The sequence below is a fragment of the Hoeflea sp. AS16 genome (assembly GCF_038900095.1).
In the GTDB taxonomy this organism is placed as follows: domain Bacteria; phylum Pseudomonadota; class Alphaproteobacteria; order Rhizobiales; family Rhizobiaceae; genus Hoeflea.
In genome coordinates this window covers 459,462-477,044 of sequence record NZ_JBBMQQ010000004.1, presented here as the reverse complement: position 1 = coordinate 477,044, position 17,583 = coordinate 459,462, and the positions used below count along the sequence as shown (strand labels likewise).

14 protein-coding genes are annotated in these 17,583 nt (G+C 61.2%); 8 read left to right on the top strand and 6 right to left on the bottom strand.

All coding sequences use genetic code 11. From position 1 onward, the window contains the following. The first annotated feature begins 15 nt into the window (after window positions 1-15). The 5 genes from rnr (at window position 16) to rpmG (ending at window position 4,962) form a co-directional block, all read left to right on the top strand. A complete protein-coding gene (rnr, locus tag WNY80_RS13720; RefSeq protein WP_342888008.1) occupies window positions 16-2,277 on the top strand; it encodes a ribonuclease R in 2,262 nt (753 codons plus the stop codon). A 59-nt stretch (window positions 2,278-2,336) separates the two neighbouring features. Then, window positions 2,337-2,789, top strand: a complete 453-nt coding sequence (locus tag WNY80_RS13715; RefSeq protein ID WP_342887934.1) for a DUF983 domain-containing protein — start codon at window positions 2,337-2,339, stop codon at window positions 2,787-2,789. Next, entirely contained in the window at window positions 2,786-3,505 is a 720-nt protein-coding gene (locus tag WNY80_RS13710) for an NUDIX hydrolase (RefSeq protein ID WP_342887933.1), read from the top strand. Before WNY80_RS13715 ends, WNY80_RS13710 begins: the two co-directional genes overlap by 4 nt. 12 nt (window positions 3,506-3,517) lie before the next feature. Continuing rightward, on the top strand, window positions 3,518-4,702 hold the full coding sequence (locus WNY80_RS13705; RefSeq protein ID WP_342887932.1) for an MFS transporter: 1,185 nt from the start codon (window positions 3,518-3,520) through the stop codon (window positions 4,700-4,702). 92 nt (window positions 4,703-4,794) lie between these two features. After that, complete coding sequence (gene rpmG, locus WNY80_RS13700; protein WP_007197024.1) at window positions 4,795-4,962, top strand: 50S ribosomal protein L33; 168 nt, start codon at window positions 4,795-4,797, stop codon at window positions 4,960-4,962. Between the two features lie 440 nt (window positions 4,963-5,402). Here rpmG and WNY80_RS13695 read toward each other — a convergent pair whose 3' ends face one another. Together WNY80_RS13695 and WNY80_RS13690 are read right to left on the bottom strand one after the other, a co-directional pair. Next, window positions 5,403-6,776 (bottom strand): PleD family two-component system response regulator, encoded by a 1,374-nt coding sequence (locus WNY80_RS13695; protein WP_342887931.1) that lies wholly within the window; start codon window positions 6,774-6,776, stop codon window positions 5,403-5,405. A 15-nt stretch (window positions 6,777-6,791) separates the two neighbouring features. Beyond that, window positions 6,792-7,163, bottom strand: coding sequence for a response regulator (locus WNY80_RS13690; protein ID WP_152009157.1), 372 nt, complete (start codon window positions 7,161-7,163; stop codon window positions 6,792-6,794). 219 nt (window positions 7,164-7,382) lie between these two features. Here WNY80_RS13690 and WNY80_RS13685 point away from each other — a divergent pair, with 219 nt between their 5' ends. Further along, window positions 7,383-7,646 carry a DUF3572 domain-containing protein gene (locus tag WNY80_RS13685; RefSeq protein WP_342888007.1) on the top strand — a complete coding sequence of 88 codons (264 nt, stop codon included), beginning with the start codon at window positions 7,383-7,385 and terminating at the stop codon, window positions 7,644-7,646. Then, entirely contained in the window at window positions 7,643-8,302 is a 660-nt protein-coding gene (locus WNY80_RS13680) for a hypothetical protein (protein WP_342887930.1), read from the top strand. The genes WNY80_RS13685 and WNY80_RS13680 overlap by 4 nt, the downstream gene beginning before the upstream one ends. Before the next feature lie 47 nt (window positions 8,303-8,349). Here WNY80_RS13680 and WNY80_RS13675 read toward each other — a convergent pair whose 3' ends face one another. After that, on the bottom strand, window positions 8,350-8,928 hold the full coding sequence (locus WNY80_RS13675; RefSeq protein WP_342887929.1) for a GNAT family N-acetyltransferase: 579 nt from the start codon (window positions 8,926-8,928) through the stop codon (window positions 8,350-8,352). Window positions 8,929-9,022: 94 nt separating this feature from the next. On the opposite strand from WNY80_RS13675, the gene WNY80_RS13670 reads away from it, so the two are divergent. Continuing rightward, on the top strand, window positions 9,023-10,336 hold the full coding sequence (locus tag WNY80_RS13670; protein ID WP_342887928.1) for a DNA polymerase IV: 1,314 nt from the start codon (window positions 9,023-9,025) through the stop codon (window positions 10,334-10,336). Window positions 10,337-10,365: 29 nt separating this feature from the next. On the opposite strand, the gene dnaE is transcribed toward WNY80_RS13670, so the two are convergent. The 3 genes from dnaE to lon form a co-directional block, all read right to left on the bottom strand. Then, window positions 10,366-13,926 carry a DNA polymerase III subunit alpha gene (gene dnaE / locus WNY80_RS13665; protein ID WP_342887927.1) on the bottom strand — a complete coding sequence of 1,187 codons (3,561 nt, stop codon included), beginning with the start codon at window positions 13,924-13,926 and terminating at the stop codon, window positions 10,366-10,368. A gap of 597 nt (window positions 13,927-14,523) precedes the next feature. Next, a complete protein-coding gene (hupB, locus tag WNY80_RS13660; RefSeq protein WP_152009162.1) occupies window positions 14,524-14,796 on the bottom strand; it encodes a DNA-binding protein HupB in 273 nt (90 codons plus the stop codon). Between the two features lie 301 nt (window positions 14,797-15,097). Then, window positions 15,098-17,530 carry an endopeptidase La gene (gene lon / locus WNY80_RS13655; RefSeq protein ID WP_342887926.1) on the bottom strand — a complete coding sequence of 811 codons (2,433 nt, stop codon included), beginning with the start codon at window positions 17,528-17,530 and terminating at the stop codon, window positions 15,098-15,100. Between the last annotated feature and the right edge of the window lie 53 nt (window positions 17,531-17,583).

The window sequence follows — 17,583 nt, the reverse complement described above, 5'->3', positions numbered from 1 at the left end:
TTCCGGCGCGGCGACCTGCCCGACAGGGAAACCATCCTGCGTTTCCTTGGTGAAAACCCCGATCGCGCATCAAAGCGCGATATCGCCAAGGCCTTTGGCCTGAAAGGCGATACCAGGGCCGAGTTGAAAGACCTTTTGCGGGAACTCGAGGACGAGGGTCTGATCGAGCGCGACCGCAAGATGCTCAGGCGCCCCGGCACTCTGCCCGCAGTTGCGGTGCTCGAAATCACCATGCGCAACAGCGATGGCGACCTGGTTGCCCGGCCGGCGGAATGGCTCGAGGATCACGGCGCCGCACCCGTGGTGACTGTGCGCCAGTCCAATGCAGGGCGCGAGCGCGGCAAATCCCGTTCGCCATCGACTGCGGCAAGTGTCGGCGACAAGGTGCTGGCACGGATCTTCGCGTCGACGCATGGCAAGGGGACGAGCTACACCGCCCGGATCATGAAAATCCTCGACCGGCGCGACGGGCTGGTCCTCGGGGTTTTCCGCTCGACGCCCGGTGGTGGCGGCCGGCTGATGCCGATCGAGCGGCGCGGCGAGGAATTTGCAATCGATCCCGATTTCACCGGCGACGCCAAGGACGGCGACCTGGTCGAGGTCGAAACCGCGAAGCTGGGACGGATGGGGCTTCCCCGCGCCAAGGTGCACGCGGTGCTGGGCTCGGTGGAGGGCGAAAAGGCGATCTCGATGATCGCCATCCATTCGCACGGCATTCCACACGTGTTTCCGGCCGAGGTGATCGAGGCCGCGGAAAATGCCAAACCGGCGCCGCTTGCCGGCCGTGAAGACTGGCGGCATGTTCCGCTGATCACCATCGACCCGCATGACGCAAAGGACCATGACGACGCGGTCTATGCCGAGGAAGATCCCTCCCCGGACAATCCCGGCGGCATCATCATCACCGTGGCGATTGCCGATGTCTCCTGGTATGTGCGGCCCGGAACCCCGCTTGACCGCGAGGCGCTCAAGCGCGGCAACTCGGCCTATTTCCCCGACCGCGTCGTGCCGATGCTGCCCGAGCGGATCTCCAACGATCTGTGTTCGCTGCGCGAAGGCGAAGACCGCCCGGCGCTGGCGCTGCGCATGGTGTTTTCGGCCGAAGGCCGCAAGGTCGGCCACAAGTTTCACCGGGTGATGATGAAGAGCGCCGCCAAACTGTCCTACCAGCAGGCACAGGCGGCGATTGACGGCAATCCCGATGACAAGTCCGGGCCGTTGCTTGATACTGTGCTGAAGCCTTTGTGGAAGGCCTATGCCGTGCTCAAGCGCGAGCGCGACCGGCGCCAGCCGCTTGATCTGGACATGCCCGAGCGCAAGATCCTGCTGACGCCGGAAGGCAAGGTCGACAAGGTGATCGTCCCCGAACGGCTCGACGCCCACCGGCTGATCGAAGAATTCATGATCCAGTCGAACGTCGCGGCAGCCGAAACGCTGGAGAAACGCAAGCAACCGCTGATCTACCGGGTTCACGACCAGCCGTCGCTGGCAAAGCAGGAAGTCCTGCGCGAGTTTCTCGGCACGCTGGGCCTGTCGCTGGCGCGTGGATCAGCCATCCGGGCCAATGCCTTCAACGGCATCCTGGCCAAGGCCGTTGGCCAGCCCTACCAGGGCATGGTCAACGAGATGGTTCTGCGCAGCCAGAGCCAGGCCATCTACTCGCCTGAAAACATCGGTCATTTCGGCCTCAACCTGATGCGGTACGCGCACTTCACCTCGCCGATCCGGCGCTATGCGGACCTGATCGTGCATCGCGCGCTGGTCGGAGCCTTGGGGCTGGGCGAAGGCGGCATCACGCCGGACGAGGAAGCGGCGCTTGAAAGCATTGCCGCAGAGATATCGACGACCGAACGGCGGGCCATGGCCGCAGAGCGTGACACCGTCGACCGGCTGGTCGCGCACCACCTGGCCGGGCGCATCGGCGAAGCCTTCGACGGGCGCGTCTCCGGCGTGACCAAATCGGGGCTGTTTGTGAGCCTGCCTCAATTTGGCGCAGATGGGTTTATTCCGGTTTCAACTTTGGGACTGGACTATTATCACTATGACGAGGCCCACCAGGCGCTGACGGGTGAGAAGACCGGACTGGGGTATCGTCTGGGGGATGAAGTGGAGGTCAAGCTGGTCGAGGTGATCCCGCTGGCAGGCTCAATGCGGTTTGAGATGCTGAGCGAAGGGCAGACAATGCCAAAGGGTACCCGATCGTTTCACAAATCAGGCCGCGCCCGCCGGGGCACACCGAAGAAGCCCGGCACACGGCCACCTCGCGGACGGCGCTGAGACAGCGCCAGGCGACAAGACAGGCGTCCCAAGCGCCGGTCAGAACCAGGAGAGACAAGATGCTCGAATTTGGCGGCAAGGCAGCCCATGATGTCCAACAGGACGCGCCCAGAGACACCTGGCGCGCCGTCAAGCGCGGCCTGCTCGGTCGCTGCCCCAATTGCGGCGAAGGCAAGCTGTTCAGGGCTTATCTGAAGCCGGTGGATGCCTGTTCGGACTGCGGTGAGGAAATGATCCATCACCGGGCCGACGACTTCCCGGCCTATCTGGCGATCTTCATTGTCGGCCATATCGTCGTCGCGGGCTTCATGGCCACGGACAGCTGGCTGGTTCTTGAAAGCTGGCAGCACCTGTTGATCTGGATCCCGGTGACGATTGTCATGACGCTGGCGATGCTTCAGCCGATCAAGGGCGGGGTCATCGGATTGCAATGGGCATTGCGCATGCACGGATTTGGCGGTGAGTCGGAAGACCCCTTGCTCGCCGATGCCACCTACGAGGATGCGCGATGAGCGACAGCGTTACCGCCAAAACCGCGCTCCTGACAGAGGAACATCAAACCAGGACAAGCGAGAAGCGGTATCCGACGCGGGCGCCACGCGACGCGGCGTCGCTGATCCTGATGGACCGGAGCGGCGATGTGCCCCGCGCGCTTCTGGGAAAGCGCGGCAAGGCTCATGCCTTCATGCCCGATCTCTACGTGTTCCCCGGCGGCCGGCGCGACCCGGGCGACAACCGGGTGCCGCTTGCCCGTCCCTTGCGCAACGAAGTGCTGGACAAGCTATTGGTGCGGACACAGGCCCGGTTTCGCGACCATGCGGCCCGCGGCCTGGCCGTGGCCGCCGCGCGGGAGATGATGGAAGAGGCGCATCTTTCGCTCACACCTTCCCAGCACGCCGATTCATTGTGCCCGGACGTCTCGCATTTCCGCTTCCTGGCCCGCGCAATCACACCTCCGGGCCAGTCCCGCAGGTTCGACACCCGGTTCTTCGCCTGTTTCTGCGACGAACTCGACCTCGATCCATCCGCGGTTCGCGACAGCGATGAACTGCATGACCTGACATGGCTGCCGGTTGATGACCATGAAAGCCACCCGTTGCCCCGGATCACCCGGGTGATTCTCTCCGATCTGGTTCAGGCGCTTGACGAAGACCCCTCTTTACCATTTGGCAAAGCGGTTCCGTTCTACTACTCCCGCAACGGACGCTTCGTTCGCGAATTGATTTAAGGCGAATTCCAGATGGACAACTCATCCTCACGCACTCCCGTGATCCGCGAGGATATCCACTGGCCAGCCCTGATCGCAGCGGTCGCGTCCATTACCGCGGTCGGCATCGCCATCGGCCTCGGGCTGCCACTGTTGTCCATCATCCTGGAAAAACGCGGCGTTTCATCCACCATGATCGGCCTGAACTCGGCGATGGCCGGTGTGGCGGCGATGGTTGCGGCACCGCTGACAACCATGATCGCGCAGCGGCTCACCGTGGTTACCACGATGGTGCTGGCGATCGTTGCCGCCGCGGCCAGTGCGCTCGGGTTTTATTATGCCGAAGCCCTGTGGATGTGGTTTCCGCTGCGGATCGTGTTCCACGGCGCCATTACCGTGCTGTTCGTGCTCTCCGAATTCTGGATCAACACCGCCGCCCCGCCGTCGCGCCGCGGGCTTGTGCTCGGCATCTACGCGACGGTGCTGTCGCTGGGATTTGCGGCCGGGCCGCTGATCTTCTCCGTCATCGGGTCCGACGGTGTGCTGCCGTTTGCGATCGGGGCCGGCATCATCCTGCTTGCCGTCATCCCGGTTCTGATGGCGCGCAAGGAAAACCCGGTGATCGATTCACAGCCGGACCTTCCGTTCATGCGCTACGTGTTCCTGGTGCCGACAGCGACAGCTGCTGTGTTCATCTTCGGCGCGGTCGAATCGGGCGGGCTGTCGCTGTTCCCGATCTATGCGAGCCGCACCGGCTTTACCGAATCACAAGGCGCCCTGCTGCTGATGATGATGGGGCTGGGCAATGTGCTGTTCCAGATCCCGGTTGGCCTGATTGCCGACCGGATGAAGGACAGGCGCCCACTTCTGTCCCTGTTTGCCATCATCGGCCTGGCGGGGTCGCTCGCCCTGCCCTTCCTGATCCACAACTGGCTGCTGACGGCTGTTATCCTGCTGTTCTGGGGTGGCAGCGTGGCGGGCCTCTATACGGTCGGCCTGGCGCATCTGGGGGACAAACTGCACGGTGCGGACCTGGCGTCGGCCAATGCCGCCTTCGTATTCTGCTATGCGCTGGGGATGCTGGTGGGGCCGCAAACCATCGGCGTCTCCATGGATATTGCCGGTGATCACGGATTTGCCTGGGCGCTGGCGTTCTTTTTTGCGCTTTATGTGGCCCTGACGCTGTTTCGCATCGTGCTGCGGCCAAAACGGGCTTGACTTTCCCGGCGGCTTTTGTAGTTTCCGCGCAAGTTTCGCCGTGGAGCCTTGTGCGCTGTCCGCGGCTTCATTTTTGAAGAAGGCAAGACACCATGGCCAAGGCGACCACAATCAAGATCAAGCTCCTGTCGACTGCCGATACCGGCTTTTTCTACGTTACCAAGAAGAACAGCCGTACCTTCACCGACAAGATGGTGAAGACCAAGTACGACCCGATTGCCAAGAAGCACGTTGAATTCAAGGAAGCCAAGATCAAGTAATCTGGCTTGCCTACCTGCCTTCGGGCAGGATTTTCGACGGCAGACAAAAAAACCCGCCTCCTTCCGGAAGCGGGTTTTTTCGTGTCGAGGGCCGATCGAAACAAAGGCGTGGAACGAGGATGCCACAATGCACTTGGTCTCGATCGGCCACCCCACGACCCAGGAGATGCGGCGGACCTGAACATCATGGGGTATTCGAAAACTCTTGCTGTCGCAGGATGCCAAGAAGGCAGTCCCAAAACACTGCATGTGGGGATAATATTTGTCCCAAAGCGGTAAAAAATCAATAGTTTCTTAAGACTATTTCCAACAAGTCGCCGATAGTGGTTAATATTGGATTCAATTTTAACTATTAATCCGCCCGGAAACATAGATCACAAAACTATGCTCGGGCCTTTTGAATTGCCCGGGCAGTTTGCAAAACAACATTGAGAAAATAGTCAGGCAGCCTGTCCGACAACCTGGTTCCGGCCATTGTTCTTGGCCTGGTAAAGCGCCTTGTCAGCGCGACGAAGCAACGAGTCGGCGCCTTCGCCATCTGCTTCGAGCGTTGCAATGCCCACCGAGGTGGTCACTGGCGCGGCGACACCGGAAGCCGCGATCCTGAAGGGGGCGCCGGCAACGGCATCACGCAGCCGCTCTGCCACCTGGGCGGCGATCTCGAATGTCGTATCCGGCATCACCACCACGAACTCCTCGCCACCATAGCGGCACGCCAGATCGGCGCCGCGCACTGCCCCGCGCACGCGCTTGGCAAATTCACGCAGCACATCGTCACCGCCCTCGTGGCCGTGGGTATCGTTGATGGACTTGAAGAAATCGATATCGGTGATCAGCACCGACAAAGGACGTCCGCGGCGATTGGAGCGATCGACCAGGGTTGCCAGGTGGGTATCGAGATAACGGCGGTTGTTGAGGCCGGTGAGCGCATCGGTCACGGCGAACTCGACCGATTCGGAAAGGCTGGCGCGCAACCGGTCGGAATAACGCTTGCGGCGGATCTGGGTGACGCTGCGGGCCACCAGTTCGTTGGGATCGAGCGGGCGCAGGAGGTAGTCATTGACGCCGAGCTCGAGCGCGCGGATCACGAGATCCTCCTCGCCCTGTTCGGCGACCACCAGCATCGGGATGAACCGGGTCCGGTCGAGCGAGCGCAGCTGGGAGCAAAGCCGCAGCGGATCGTAATCCTCGAGCGACGAGGACACGATGACCAGTTCGTAAGGCTTGTCGGCAGCCTCGAAGAGTGCGGCCTGCGGATCGGCGATTGCGGTAATCTCCGCAACACCGCTCAGGGCCCGCGACATGCGGTCCTGCGTGTTGGCGCGGCTTTCGACAAGCAACACCATGCCGGGTTCATCAAGCTTGCCCTGATGCGGCGCAAGAAGCGTTTCCAGCCCCATGCCACGCGCAGTCTCGGCACGCAGACGCAACTCGTCACTCAGCGCCTTGAAGCGGATCAGGCTCTTGACCCTGGTCATCAGCTGCAGGTCATTGACAGGCTTGGTCAGAAAATCGTCGGCGCCGGCCTTGAGCCCGCGAACACGGTCCGCCGGCTGATCCAGCGCCGTGACCATGACAATGGGAATGTGGGCGGTGCGCGGGTTCTGCTTGAGCCGTTCACAGACCTCAAATCCATCGATACCCGGCATCATGATGTCGAGCAGAATCAAATCGACCGGCGTCTGGTCACAGATTGTCAGTGCAGTCATGCCGTCGGCGGCGGTCAGAACTTCGAAATACTCGGCCAGCAACCGGGCTTCGAGAAGCTTCACATTAGCCGGAATGTCATCAACCACAAGGATGCGCGCGGTCATGTCAGCTCTCCACCCTCACGCATCGCCGAGGTAGGTCTTGATGGTTTCGATGAACTTGGGCACCGAGATCGGCTTGGAGATATAGGCCTCGCAACCACCCTGGCGGATACGTTCCTCATCCCCCTTCATCGCGAATGCGGTAACGGCAATGATCGGAATGACATGCAGGTCGTCGTCCTGCTTGAGCCATTTGGTGACCTCGAGACCGGAAACCTCGGGAAGCTGGATATCCATCAGGATAAGGTCGGGACGATGCTTGCGGGCAAGATCCATCGCTTCCAGACCGTTGCGGGTCTGGATCGTCTTGTAACCTGACGCTTCGATCAGATCCCTGAAGAGTTTCATGTTGAGTTCATTGTCCTCAACAATCATAACCTGCTTTGTCATACCCGATCCCATTCCCGATCCAGCCAGACAATACACTTGCCAGACCCTGTCGTTGCCGACGACCAATGGTTGATTTCACCGGCTTCCGGCTGCCCCAGTCCACGCAAAATCTGATCCGCATAACCGGTCAACAGCCTCACCTTAGTTCCATTAGGTTGAAAAAGTGGTAATCGGTCATTTCGAATACCGTGCATGAGATTTCGGAAGGACAGGACAGTGATGGCGGATGCGGAAGAAACAGCGATTGCCGTGCTGGTCTGGCTTGCAGGCGAGCCTGAACTGATGGGCCGCTTCCTGGCCCTGACCGGGCTTGAAGCCTCCGGCCTGCGCGAGGCCGCAAAGGAGCCGGGCTTTCTTGCCGGGGTTCTGGGCTTTCTGATGAGCCATGAGCCGACCCTGCTGGCATTCTGTGCGGCAACCGACACCAGGCCTGAAACGATTTCCCGCGCGTTCCAGGCCCTGGGCGGCAGCACAGAGGTATGACGATGCTTATCCCCGATGCCGAACATGATGATCTCCATCTTGGCGAGCGGCCGCTGATCGTGTGCGACATCGACGAGGTGGTGCTGGAATTCGTCACCCCCTTCGAGGCCTATCTCGATCAAAATGGCCACGAGTTGCGGCCCACTTCGTTCCGGCTGCATGGCAACATCTTCAGCCGCGCCGACGGCAGCGAAACGCCGGGCGAGACCGTCAGCGCCATGCTCGAAGCATTCTTTCAGGCCCAGGACGAGTGGCAGACGCCGGTGACGGAAGCGGCAGACTGCCTGGCGCGGCTGTCCGCGCAGGCAGATATCGTGTTCCTGACGGCGATGCCGCCACGCCACCGGGAGCAGCGGCGAACTCTGCTCTCCCGGCATGGCTTCGACTACCCGATGATTGCGACGGAATCCCCCAAAGGCCCGGCCGTCCAGACGCTGCACGGTGCGCGGGCCCAGCCGGTGGTGTTTATCGACGACATCTTTGTCAATCTGCAGTCGGTGCGCAAACATGTACCCGAGACGCTGCTGGTCAACCTGATGGCCAATGAAAACTTCCGGACGCTGGCGCCGCACCCCGGCGAAGGGGTCGCGATCGCCCGTGACTGGCCACATGCCGAAGCGCTGATTACAGCCCATTTCGACAAGGCCGCCGGCTGAGCGATCGAAAGCAGCGCCGGTCCCTGTGAGATAGGCAGCAGGGCAAATCATGCAAGCACTTGCCGCATCAATGGCCGTCCCGGCTTCCGTTCGGCAACACGCTCAAATCCTGCCTTCTCGAACACCGATACGGAACCTACGAACAGGCCGACAGATTTCGACTGACTGGCCTTGAGTATCGGGCAGGCCTCGACAACCCGGGCACCATTGTCCCGTGCATGGGCCACCGCAGCGCTCAGCAAGGCGTGGCTGATCCCCTGCCCGCGACGCTTGGACTGAATGAAGAAGCAGGAAATCGCCCACAGTCCCGGATCGGACGGGTCGTCTCCCTCAAGCGGCCGTGACACCGTGCGGGGAGTGTTCCAGCGCGGCACATGGGATCGTGGCGTTACCTGCACCCACCCCACCGGAACGCCGTCATCGAGCGCGACCAGGCCGGGCGGCAAAGGCTGGCTGGTGGCGTCTTTCAACAGCTGCTTCCGGTCATCCCTGGAAAGCACCTCCCGTTGTTTCGGCGCCAGCCGGAAATAGCTGCACCAGCACCCGTAACAGGCGCCCTGCGGGCCAAACAGGGTTTCGAGCGATGGCCACAGACTGGCGCTGACGGGGTGGATGTTCAGGGTCAAAAAGTTCGGGCTCCAGCGGATTTGGCAGGCTTGTGAGTCTGAAGATTATTGCGTAACCTGAGAATGTTCAACCTTTGTTCTCATTCATGAACCCATGACCCAATCACCGCCGCCTCCAGATCCGGTTCCCGGTTTTTGCCGCGACTGCCTGACGCCTGCCGGCGCGGGGCGGCGCTGTGTGAGATGCGGCAGCCCCAGAATCATACGGCATGCGGAGATTGACGAGCTGACGCTGGCGCATGTGGATTGCGATGCGTTTTACGCAACGGTGGAAAAGCGCGACAATCCGGAGCTGGCCGACAAGCCGGTGATCATCGGCGGCGGCAAGCGCGGTGTCGTCTCCACCTGCTGCTACATCGCGCGGATTCATGGCGTGCGCTCGGCAATGCCGATGTTCAAGGCGCTGGAAGCCTGCCCCGACGCTGTCGTGATCAAGCCCGACATGGAGAAATATGTCCGCGTCGGGCGAGAAGTGCGGCAGATGATGGAGGAACTCACGCCCTTGGTACAGCCGATCTCGATCGATGAAGCGTTTCTCGATCTCGCCGGTACCGAGAAACTGCACAAGGACACCCCTGCGCGCACGCTGGCGCGCTTTGCAGCGCGGGTGGAAGCGGAAATCGGCATCAGCCTGTCCGTCGGGCTGTCCTATTGCAAGTTCCTCGCCAAGGTCGCCTCCGATCTCGACAAGCCGCGCGGGTTTTCGGTGATCGGCAAGCAGGAAGCGCTGTCGTTCCTGGCGCCCAGGCCCGTGTCGCTGATCTGGGGCGTCGGCAAGGCCTTCTCGGCCACGCTGGAGCGCGACGGCATCCGCACCATCGGGCAGCTGCAGACGATGGAAGAAACCGCGCTGATGCGCAGCTACGGGGTAATGGGCAAGCGGCTCTACCATCTGGCGCGGGGCGAGGACGACCGCACCGTGCACGCAAACGAGGGCGCAAAAAGCGTGTCTGCCGAAACCACCTTCAATTCCGACCTGTCGGAAGCAAAGGACCTGGTGCCGGTGCTCAGGCGATTGTCGGAGAAGGTGTCAGCGCGCCTGAAGGCATCGGGGATCGCCGGACACACGGTGGTACTGAAGCTCAAGACCTCCGATTTCAAAAGCCGGACACGGAACTTCAAACTCGAGGACCCGACCATCCTGGCTGACCGGATCTTCCGCACCGGCCTGCACCTGCTCGAACGCGAACTCGGGCAGGACCGGTTCCGGCTGATCGGAATCGGGGTCAGCGACCTGACCGACGCGGAGCGCGCCGATCCGCCCGACCTGGTCGATCCGGCAGCGGCGCGGCGGGCGGTGGCGGAAAGTGCCATCGACAAGGTGCGGCAGAAATTCGGCCGCGACATCGTCGAGACCGGCTACACGTTCGGAACCTCACGCAAGCTGCGGCAGGCGGACGAGGATTAAGCCGCCCTGCCCCCTCCTCCCGAAGCGCCTTAAACCAGTTCGACGTCCAGCACGCCGGGTGCGGCCTTCAGCGCCGAGGCCAGCTGCGGCGAGATCTTGTAGCGATCCGGCAGGGTGACCTCGATTTCGCGGCGGCCATCATCCTTGATCATGACGAAGGACACCTGCCCCTCGCCGCGCGATTTCAAATGGGTCGAGACCGAATTGAGCGGCCGTGCATCACGCATGAAGACCCTGAGCGCCGACTGGCCTCGGGCAGCGCGATCCTCAAGCGAATCTGCGGTCTGGATTCTCAACCCGATGCCTTCGGGCCGTTCTTCGGCATGGACGGTGATGACGATCGACTTGCCCGGTTCGAGCAGTTCACGGTAGAGCGCCAGGCCTTCCGAAAACAGCACGGCCTCATACTGGCCGGAGCTGTCGGAAAAGGCGACGATACCCATCTTGTTGCCGGTGCGGGTCTTGCGTTCCTGCTTGCTGGTCACGGTGCCGGCGAGCCGCCCGGCGGTGGCGCCGGCCTTCACGGCAAGGGAAAAATCGGCCCAGGTCTGGACCCGCATCTTGGCGAGAAGATCATTATAGGAATCAAGCGGATGGGCGGAAAGATAGAAGCCCAGCGCCTGGTATTCGCGATGCAGTTTTTCCGCAGGCAACCAGGGCGTCGCGGCCGGCAGCTGGATTGTTTCCGCCTCGACCGCACCACCACCGATGCCGAACATGTCGCTCTGTCCGCTGATGCGGTTTTCCTGGGCGCGCTGGGCAAAGCCAAGAATCCGGTCGAGCCCGCCGCTCAGAATGGCACGGTCATGACCGAAACAATCAAATGCTCCGGCGGCGATCAGGCTTTCGAGCACCCGGCGGTTGACCTGGCGCGGGTCGATGCGGGTGCAGAAATCCTCGAGAGAGGCAAACGGCGTATCACCGCGCACCTCGACAATATGCTCGACCGCGGCATCGCCGACGCCCTTGATGGCAGCCAGCGCATAGTAGATCTTGTTGTCGCCGGTTTCGAAATGCCGGAAACTGGTCTGCACCGATGGCGGCACCACTTCGATGCCGAGGCGCCGCGCGTCCTGCCGGAAATCGACCAGCTTGTCGGTGTTGGACATGTCGAGCGTCATCGAGGCGGCGAGGAACTCAACCGGGTAATGCGCCTTGAGGTAGGCGGTCTGGTAGGAGACGATGCCGTAGGCGGCGGCGTGGGACTTGTTGAAGCCGTAGTTTGCGAACTTGGCGAGCAGATCGAAGATCATGTCGGCCTGCGGTTTGGAAACGCTGCGTTCGACAGCACCCTCGACGAAACGGGCGCGCTGCTTGTCCATCTCCTCCTTGATCTTCTTGCCCATGGCACGGCGCAGAAGGTCGGCTTCGCCGAGCGAGTAACCGGCCAGAACCTGGGCGATCTGCATCACCTGTTCCTGGTAGACGATCACGCCCTGGGTCTCGGCCAGCAGGCCATCGATCTTGGGATGGATCGATGCGACCTCTTCCTCGCCATGCTTGCGGGCGTTGTAGACCGGGATGTTCTCCATCGGTCCCGGACGGTAGAGCGCCACGAGGGCGATGATGTCCTCGATCCGGTCCGGGCGCATGCCGATCAGCGCCTTGCGCATGCCCGCCGATTCCACCTGGAACACGCCAACAGTCTCGCCGCGCGAGAGCATCTCGTAGGTGGGCTTGTCATCCAGCGGCAAGGCTTCGAGATCGATGGTGATGTTGCGCTTGGCGATGAAACCGACAGCGGTTTTCAGCACCGTCAAGGTTTTCAGGCCGAGAAAGTCGAACTTGACCAGGCCGGCCTGCTCAACCCATTTCATGTTGAACTGGGTGACCGGCATGTCCGAGCGCGGATCGCGGTACATCGGCACCAGTTCCGACAGCGGCCGGTCACCGATCACGATGCCGGCAGCGTGGGTCGAGGCGTGGCGGTAGAGGCCTTCCAGCTTCTGCGCGATATCGAGCAGCCTGCCGATGGCCGGTTCCTTGTCCACCTCCTCGGCAAAGCGCGGCTCTTCCTCGATCGCCTTGCCGAGAGGCGTCGGGTTGGCCGGATTGTTGGGCACCAGCTTGCAGATGCGGTCGACCATCCCGTAGGGCATTTCCAGCACACGGCCGACGTCGCGCAGCGCCGCGCGTGCCTGCAAGCTACCAAAGGTGATGATCTGCCCGACCTGTTCGCGGCCATACTTGGCTTGCACGTAACGGATCACCTCTTCGCGGCGGTCCTGGCAAAAATCGATATCGAAGTCGGGCATCGAAACGCGGGCGGGATTGAGAAAGCGTTCGAACAGCAACGAGAACCGCAACGGGTCGACATCCGTAATGGTAAGCGCATAGGCCACCAGCGAACCTGCACCCGAACCACGGCCGGGCCCGACGGGAATGTCGTGGTCCTTGGCCCATTTGATAAAGTCGGCCACGATCAGGAAGTAACCGGGAAACTTCATGTTCTCGATGATGTCGAGTTCGACGTTCAAGCGCTCGCGGTAATCGTCTTGCGTATATCCTTCGGCCAGGCCAATCCTTGCCAGCCGGCGCTCCAGCCCCTCGATCGACTGCCGCCTGAGTTCGGCGGCTTCGGCAGCAAGTGCTGCCTGCGGATCGTCTTCTCCGCCCCCGGTAAAGCGCGGCAAGATCGGCGCCCGGCGCTCGACAATCGCGCTGCACCGGCGGGCAATTTCTATCGTGTTTTCGAGAGCCTCCGGAATGTCCGCGAACAATTCGGTCATTTCGGCGCGCGACTTGAGGCAATTGTCGACGCTGAGCCGCGGACGGCGGTCGTCCGACATCACCGCGTTGTTGGCCACAGCCATCAATGCGTCATGGGCTTCAAAATCGTCAGGTGTCGGAAAGAACGCCTCGTTCGTGGCAACCAGCGGTACTTCTGCGTCGTAGGCAAGCGCGATCATCCTGGCTTCATGGGCCCGGTCATAGCCACCCTGGCGCTGCAGCTCGAGGTAAAGCCGGTCACCGAACACCTGCTTGAGGCTTTCCAGCCGCGCCCTGGCCTGTTCTGGGTGCGCGTCACGTATCGCCTGGTCGACAGGGCCGCCTCCGGCGCCGGTGAGCGCGATGATCCCTTCCGCCCCCTGCTGCAGCCATGACAGCATGATATGAGGCCGGTCGGTGTTGTCGCCGCCAAGATAGGCCTGACTGACAAGGGCCACGAGCCGGTCATAGCCGGCCGGGGTGGCTGCATACAGCACGATCGAAGGCCGCTTCTGAAGATTATCGCGGTGCGACCGGCGATCCCCGGACTGGCCGTCTTCCATGTCGATATCAAGCTGGCAGCCGATGAGCGGCTGAATGCCGGCTTCCATCGCCTTGATCGAAAACTCGAGTGCGCCGAACAGATTGTTGGTATCGGAAATCGCCAGCGCCGGCTGGTCATCGGCCACAGCCCGCTTGATCAGGGTCTTGATCGGAAGCGCGCCCTCGAGCAACGAATAGGCCGAATGCACCCGCAGATGCACGAAACCGGGCCAGTTCCCGCTCTCCCGATCGCCAGCCTGCCTGCCGCGCTCCCGCGCCTGCTCCGCTCCTGCGGCCAGATTGGCCAGCAGTTTTGCCGACTTGTTTTCGCGTGCCATTGTTGCCCTCTGCCGTCTGATCCGCGGCCCAGCACCATGCCGGTGCAGCCGAAGACTCAAAGGCCAATTGTGAGGACCCGGACCGTAAAGTCCAGAGCACATGCAGCTAAATCAGCGCGGTCCCGCAGTGCGATGGCGAACATCGTCGGAGGGGCCTCAAGCCACCCTCTTTTAGGGCAGCAACACCCCCAGCAACTTGGGGGTTATTCGGGCCCGGCAGAGGACATGCCGAACCCATTCAAACAGATGTTCACGTCAGAAAAATCCAGCGCAATCAGAAGGCCATGGCAAGAACGGCGAAGCTCGCCACAAACAGGGACATGGAAACGAAAGCGGCAATGTCACGGGCAAATGCAGTCATGATCAACTCCTGTTAATTCCCTATGTGTATTATGTATGTTCTATCTTTGTTCCATTGTCAATCACATTTGTGGCGAATTCTCGATACCGGGCTTTCAGCATCGTTCAGCGCCAGGAAACGTCGACAGGCGCGGATAAGTGCATGCGGGATTGCCAGACAGGAACGGACGGACCGGCAAACAAAAAGCCCGGGCGCAGGCGCCCGGGCTCTCAACTTTTGCACTTGTCAAAAGAGGCTTAGTTGCAGGCGTCCTTGAGACCCTTGCCGGCCGAGAACTTCGGCACGTTGCGTGCAGGAATATCAACTTCCTTGCCGGTCTGCGGGTTGCGGCCCTTCGAGGCTTCGCGACGCGAAACAGTGAAGTTGCCGAAGCCGATCAGGCGGACGTCGCCGCCATTCTTGAGTTCACCGGTGATGGTTTCGAAAACGGCTTCAACAGCCGAAGTTGCGTCACCCTTGCTGAGGCCCGATTTCTCGGCAACAGCTGCCACGAGTTCATTCTTGTTCATTTCCGTCCCTTTCTGGCGTTATGTCGACTCATTTCGTTCGATGCGGTGATCCTACGCATCTCGACGTCCCGTGCAACCAAACTCCCCGGAAACCCGGGCTTTATAACGGTTTTTCACGGGGAAAACGTTACTTTCCTGTTCGGTGAACCGCCGGACGCCTCCGAAATCATGCTGAAAGGCGGCAAGCCGTTCCCTTTCGGCACATCCTGCCCGTGATTCCAGTCCTATGCGGCGTCTGAAGATACAAAAACGGGCGGGAGATTCTCCCGCCCGAAAGGCTTTATCGAATGCTGGCAACAGCCTAGTGGGCGATGGTGGCTCCACCGTCTTCACCGGCATCTGCCGCGATCGGGGTTTCCGTCTTTGCGTCGGGATCCCATGTGATCGGTTCCGGCATTCTGACCAGCGCATGGCGCAGGACATCGCTCATTTTGGCAACCGGAATGATCTCGAGACCGTTTTTGACATTGTCGGGGATCTCGGGGAGATCCTTGGCATTGTCTTCCGGGATCATCACGGTCTTGATGCCGCCGCGCAGGGCCGCGAGCAACTTTTCCTTGAGACCGCCGATCGGCAGCACCCGTCCGCGCAGCGTGATCTCGCCGGTCATGGCAACATCACGGCGCACCGGAATACCGGTCATGGTCGAGACGATCGCGGTCGCCATGCCGACGCCGGCCGAGGGACCGTCCTTCGGCGTGGCGCCTTCGGGGACGTGAACGTGGATGTCACGCTTGTCGAACAAGGGCGGCTCGATGCCGAAATCGACGGCCCGCGAACGGACATAGGATGCCGCCGCAGAAATCGATTCCTTCATCACGTCGCGCAAGTTGCCGGTCACGGTCATCTTGCCCTTGCCGGGCATCATCACACCTTCGATGGTCAGCAGTTCGCCGCCCACTTCGGTCCAGGCAAGCCCGGTTACAACGCCAACCTGATCGTCAAACTCGGCTTCGCCATAGCGGAAGCGCGGCACACCGAGATAGTCGGACAGGTTTTCGGCGGTCACGCTGACCTTCTTGACCCCGGTCTTGAGGATCTCGGTCACAGCCTTGCGCGACAGCTTCATCAGCTCACGCTCGAAGTTACGCACACCGGCTTCGCGGGTGTAGGTGCGGACGATCTGCAGCAGCGCCTCGTCGGTGACCTCGAACTCCTCGGGCTTGAGCGCATGATCGCGCACAGCCTTGGGCAGAAGGTGCCGGCGGGCAATCTGTAGTTTCTCATCCTCGGTATACCCGGCGATGCGAATAACCTCCATCCGGTCCATCAGCGGAGCCGGAATGTTGAGCGTGTTGGCCGTGGTGATGAACATCACGTTGGACAGGTCGTACTCAACCTCGAGATAGTGGTCCATGAAGGTCGAGTTCTGTTCCGGATCGAGCACCTCAAGCAGTGCCGACGACGGATCGCCACGGAAATCCTGACCCATCTTGTCGATCTCGTCGAGAAGGAAAAGCGGGTTGGTCTTCTTGGCCTTTTTCATCGACTGGACGACCTTGCCGGGCATCGACCCGATATAGGTACGCCGGTGACCGCGGATTTCGGCCTCGTCACGGACGCCGCCAAGCGCCATACGCACATATTCACGGCCGGTCGCCTTGGCAATCGACTTGGCGAGCGAGGTCTTGCCGACGCCGGGAGGTCCGACGAGGCAGAGGATCGGGCCCTTGATCTTGGACGACCGCGCCTGCACGGCAAGATACTCGATGATCCGCTCCTTGACTTTTTCAAGGCCGAAGTGATCCTCGTCGAGCACCTTCTCGGCGGCATTGAGGTCAATCTTGACGCGGGATTTCTTGCCCCAGGGCAGACCAAGCAACCAGTCGAGGTAGTTGCGCACGACGGTGGCTTCGGCCGACATCGGGCTCATCTGCTTGAGCTTCTTGAACTCGGCGTCCGCCTTCTCGCGGGCTTCCTTGGACAGCTTGGTCTTGGCTATGCGGGCTTCCATTTCGGCCATCTCGTCGCGGCCGTCCTCGCCGTCGCCGAGCTCCTTCTGGATCGCCTTCATCTGCTCGTTGAGGTAATATTCGCGCTGGGTCTTCTCCATCTGCCGCTTGACGCGGGAACGGATGCGCTTTTCCACCTGCAGCACGGAAATCTCGCCTTCCATGAAGCCGAGCGACTTTTCCAGCCGGCCCTTGACCGAGACGGTCGAAAGCATGTCCTGCTTCTCGGGGATCTTGATCGACAGATGCGAGGCAACCGTATCGGCGAGCTTGGAATAGTCGTCGATCTGGCTGGCCGCGCCGACCACTTCGGGCGAAATTTTCTTGTTGAGCTTGACGTAGTTTTCGAACTCGGAAACCACGGAGCGCGACAGGGCCTCGATCTCGACCGGGTCTTCCTCGGGCTCGGCGAGCTCGACGGCGCGAGCTTCATAATAGTCTTCGCGGTCGGTGTACTCTTCGATCTCGGCGCGCGCGCGTCCTTCGACGAGAACCTTCACGGTCCCGTCGGGGAGCTTCAGCAGCTGCAACACATTGGCAATGGTGCCGATTTGATAGATGCCCGCAGGTTCGGGATCGTCGTCGCTGGCATTGATCTGGGTGGCAAGCATGATCTGCTTGTCCGATCCCATCACTTCCTCAAGCGCACGGATCGACTTTTCGCGACCGACAAACAGCGGCACGATCATGTGTGGGAAGACAACGATATCGCGCAACGGAAGAACGGGATAGATACCTGCCTCTTCGGGGGCGTGTGATGGGCTCACATTTTTATCCGGCATTTTGTTTCCTTTCGTGGTCTGTTCAGACCGATTGGCAACGCTGCACGCGGTCC

What these genes read in the sequence shown, in the direction of transcription:
- WNY80_RS13715 (WP_342887934.1), top strand. Translation starts at nt 2,337, where the DNA reads ATGCTCGAATTTGGCGGCAAGGCAGCCCATGATGTCCAACAGGACGCG.
- WNY80_RS13710 (WP_342887933.1), top strand. Translation starts at nt 2,786, where the DNA reads ATGAGCGACAGCGTTACCGCCAAAACCGCGCTCCTGACAGAGGAACAT.
- WNY80_RS13705 (WP_342887932.1), top strand. Translation starts at nt 3,518, where the DNA reads ATGGACAACTCATCCTCACGCACTCCCGTGATCCGCGAGGATATCCAC.
- rpmG (WP_007197024.1), top strand. Translation starts at nt 4,795, where the DNA reads ATGGCCAAGGCGACCACAATCAAGATCAAGCTCCTGTCGACTGCCGAT.
- WNY80_RS13695 (WP_342887931.1), bottom strand. Translation starts at nt 6,776, where the DNA reads ATGACCGCGCGCATCCTTGTGGTTGATGACATTCCGGCTAATGTGAAG.
- WNY80_RS13690 (WP_152009157.1), bottom strand. Translation starts at nt 7,163, where the DNA reads ATGACAAAGCAGGTTATGATTGTTGAGGACAATGAACTCAACATGAAA.
- WNY80_RS13685 (WP_342888007.1), top strand. Translation starts at nt 7,383, where the DNA reads ATGGCGGATGCGGAAGAAACAGCGATTGCCGTGCTGGTCTGGCTTGCA.
- WNY80_RS13680 (WP_342887930.1), top strand. Translation starts at nt 7,643, where the DNA reads ATGACGATGCTTATCCCCGATGCCGAACATGATGATCTCCATCTTGGC.
- WNY80_RS13670 (WP_342887928.1), top strand. Translation starts at nt 9,023, where the DNA reads ATGACCCAATCACCGCCGCCTCCAGATCCGGTTCCCGGTTTTTGCCGC.
- dnaE (WP_342887927.1), bottom strand. Translation starts at nt 13,926, where the DNA reads ATGGCACGCGAAAACAAGTCGGCAAAACTGCTGGCCAATCTGGCCGCA.
- hupB (WP_152009162.1), bottom strand. Translation starts at nt 14,796, where the DNA reads ATGAACAAGAATGAACTCGTGGCAGCTGTTGCCGAGAAATCGGGCCTC.
- lon (WP_342887926.1), bottom strand. Translation starts at nt 17,530, where the DNA reads ATGCCGGATAAAAATGTGAGCCCATCACACGCCCCCGAAGAGGCAGGT.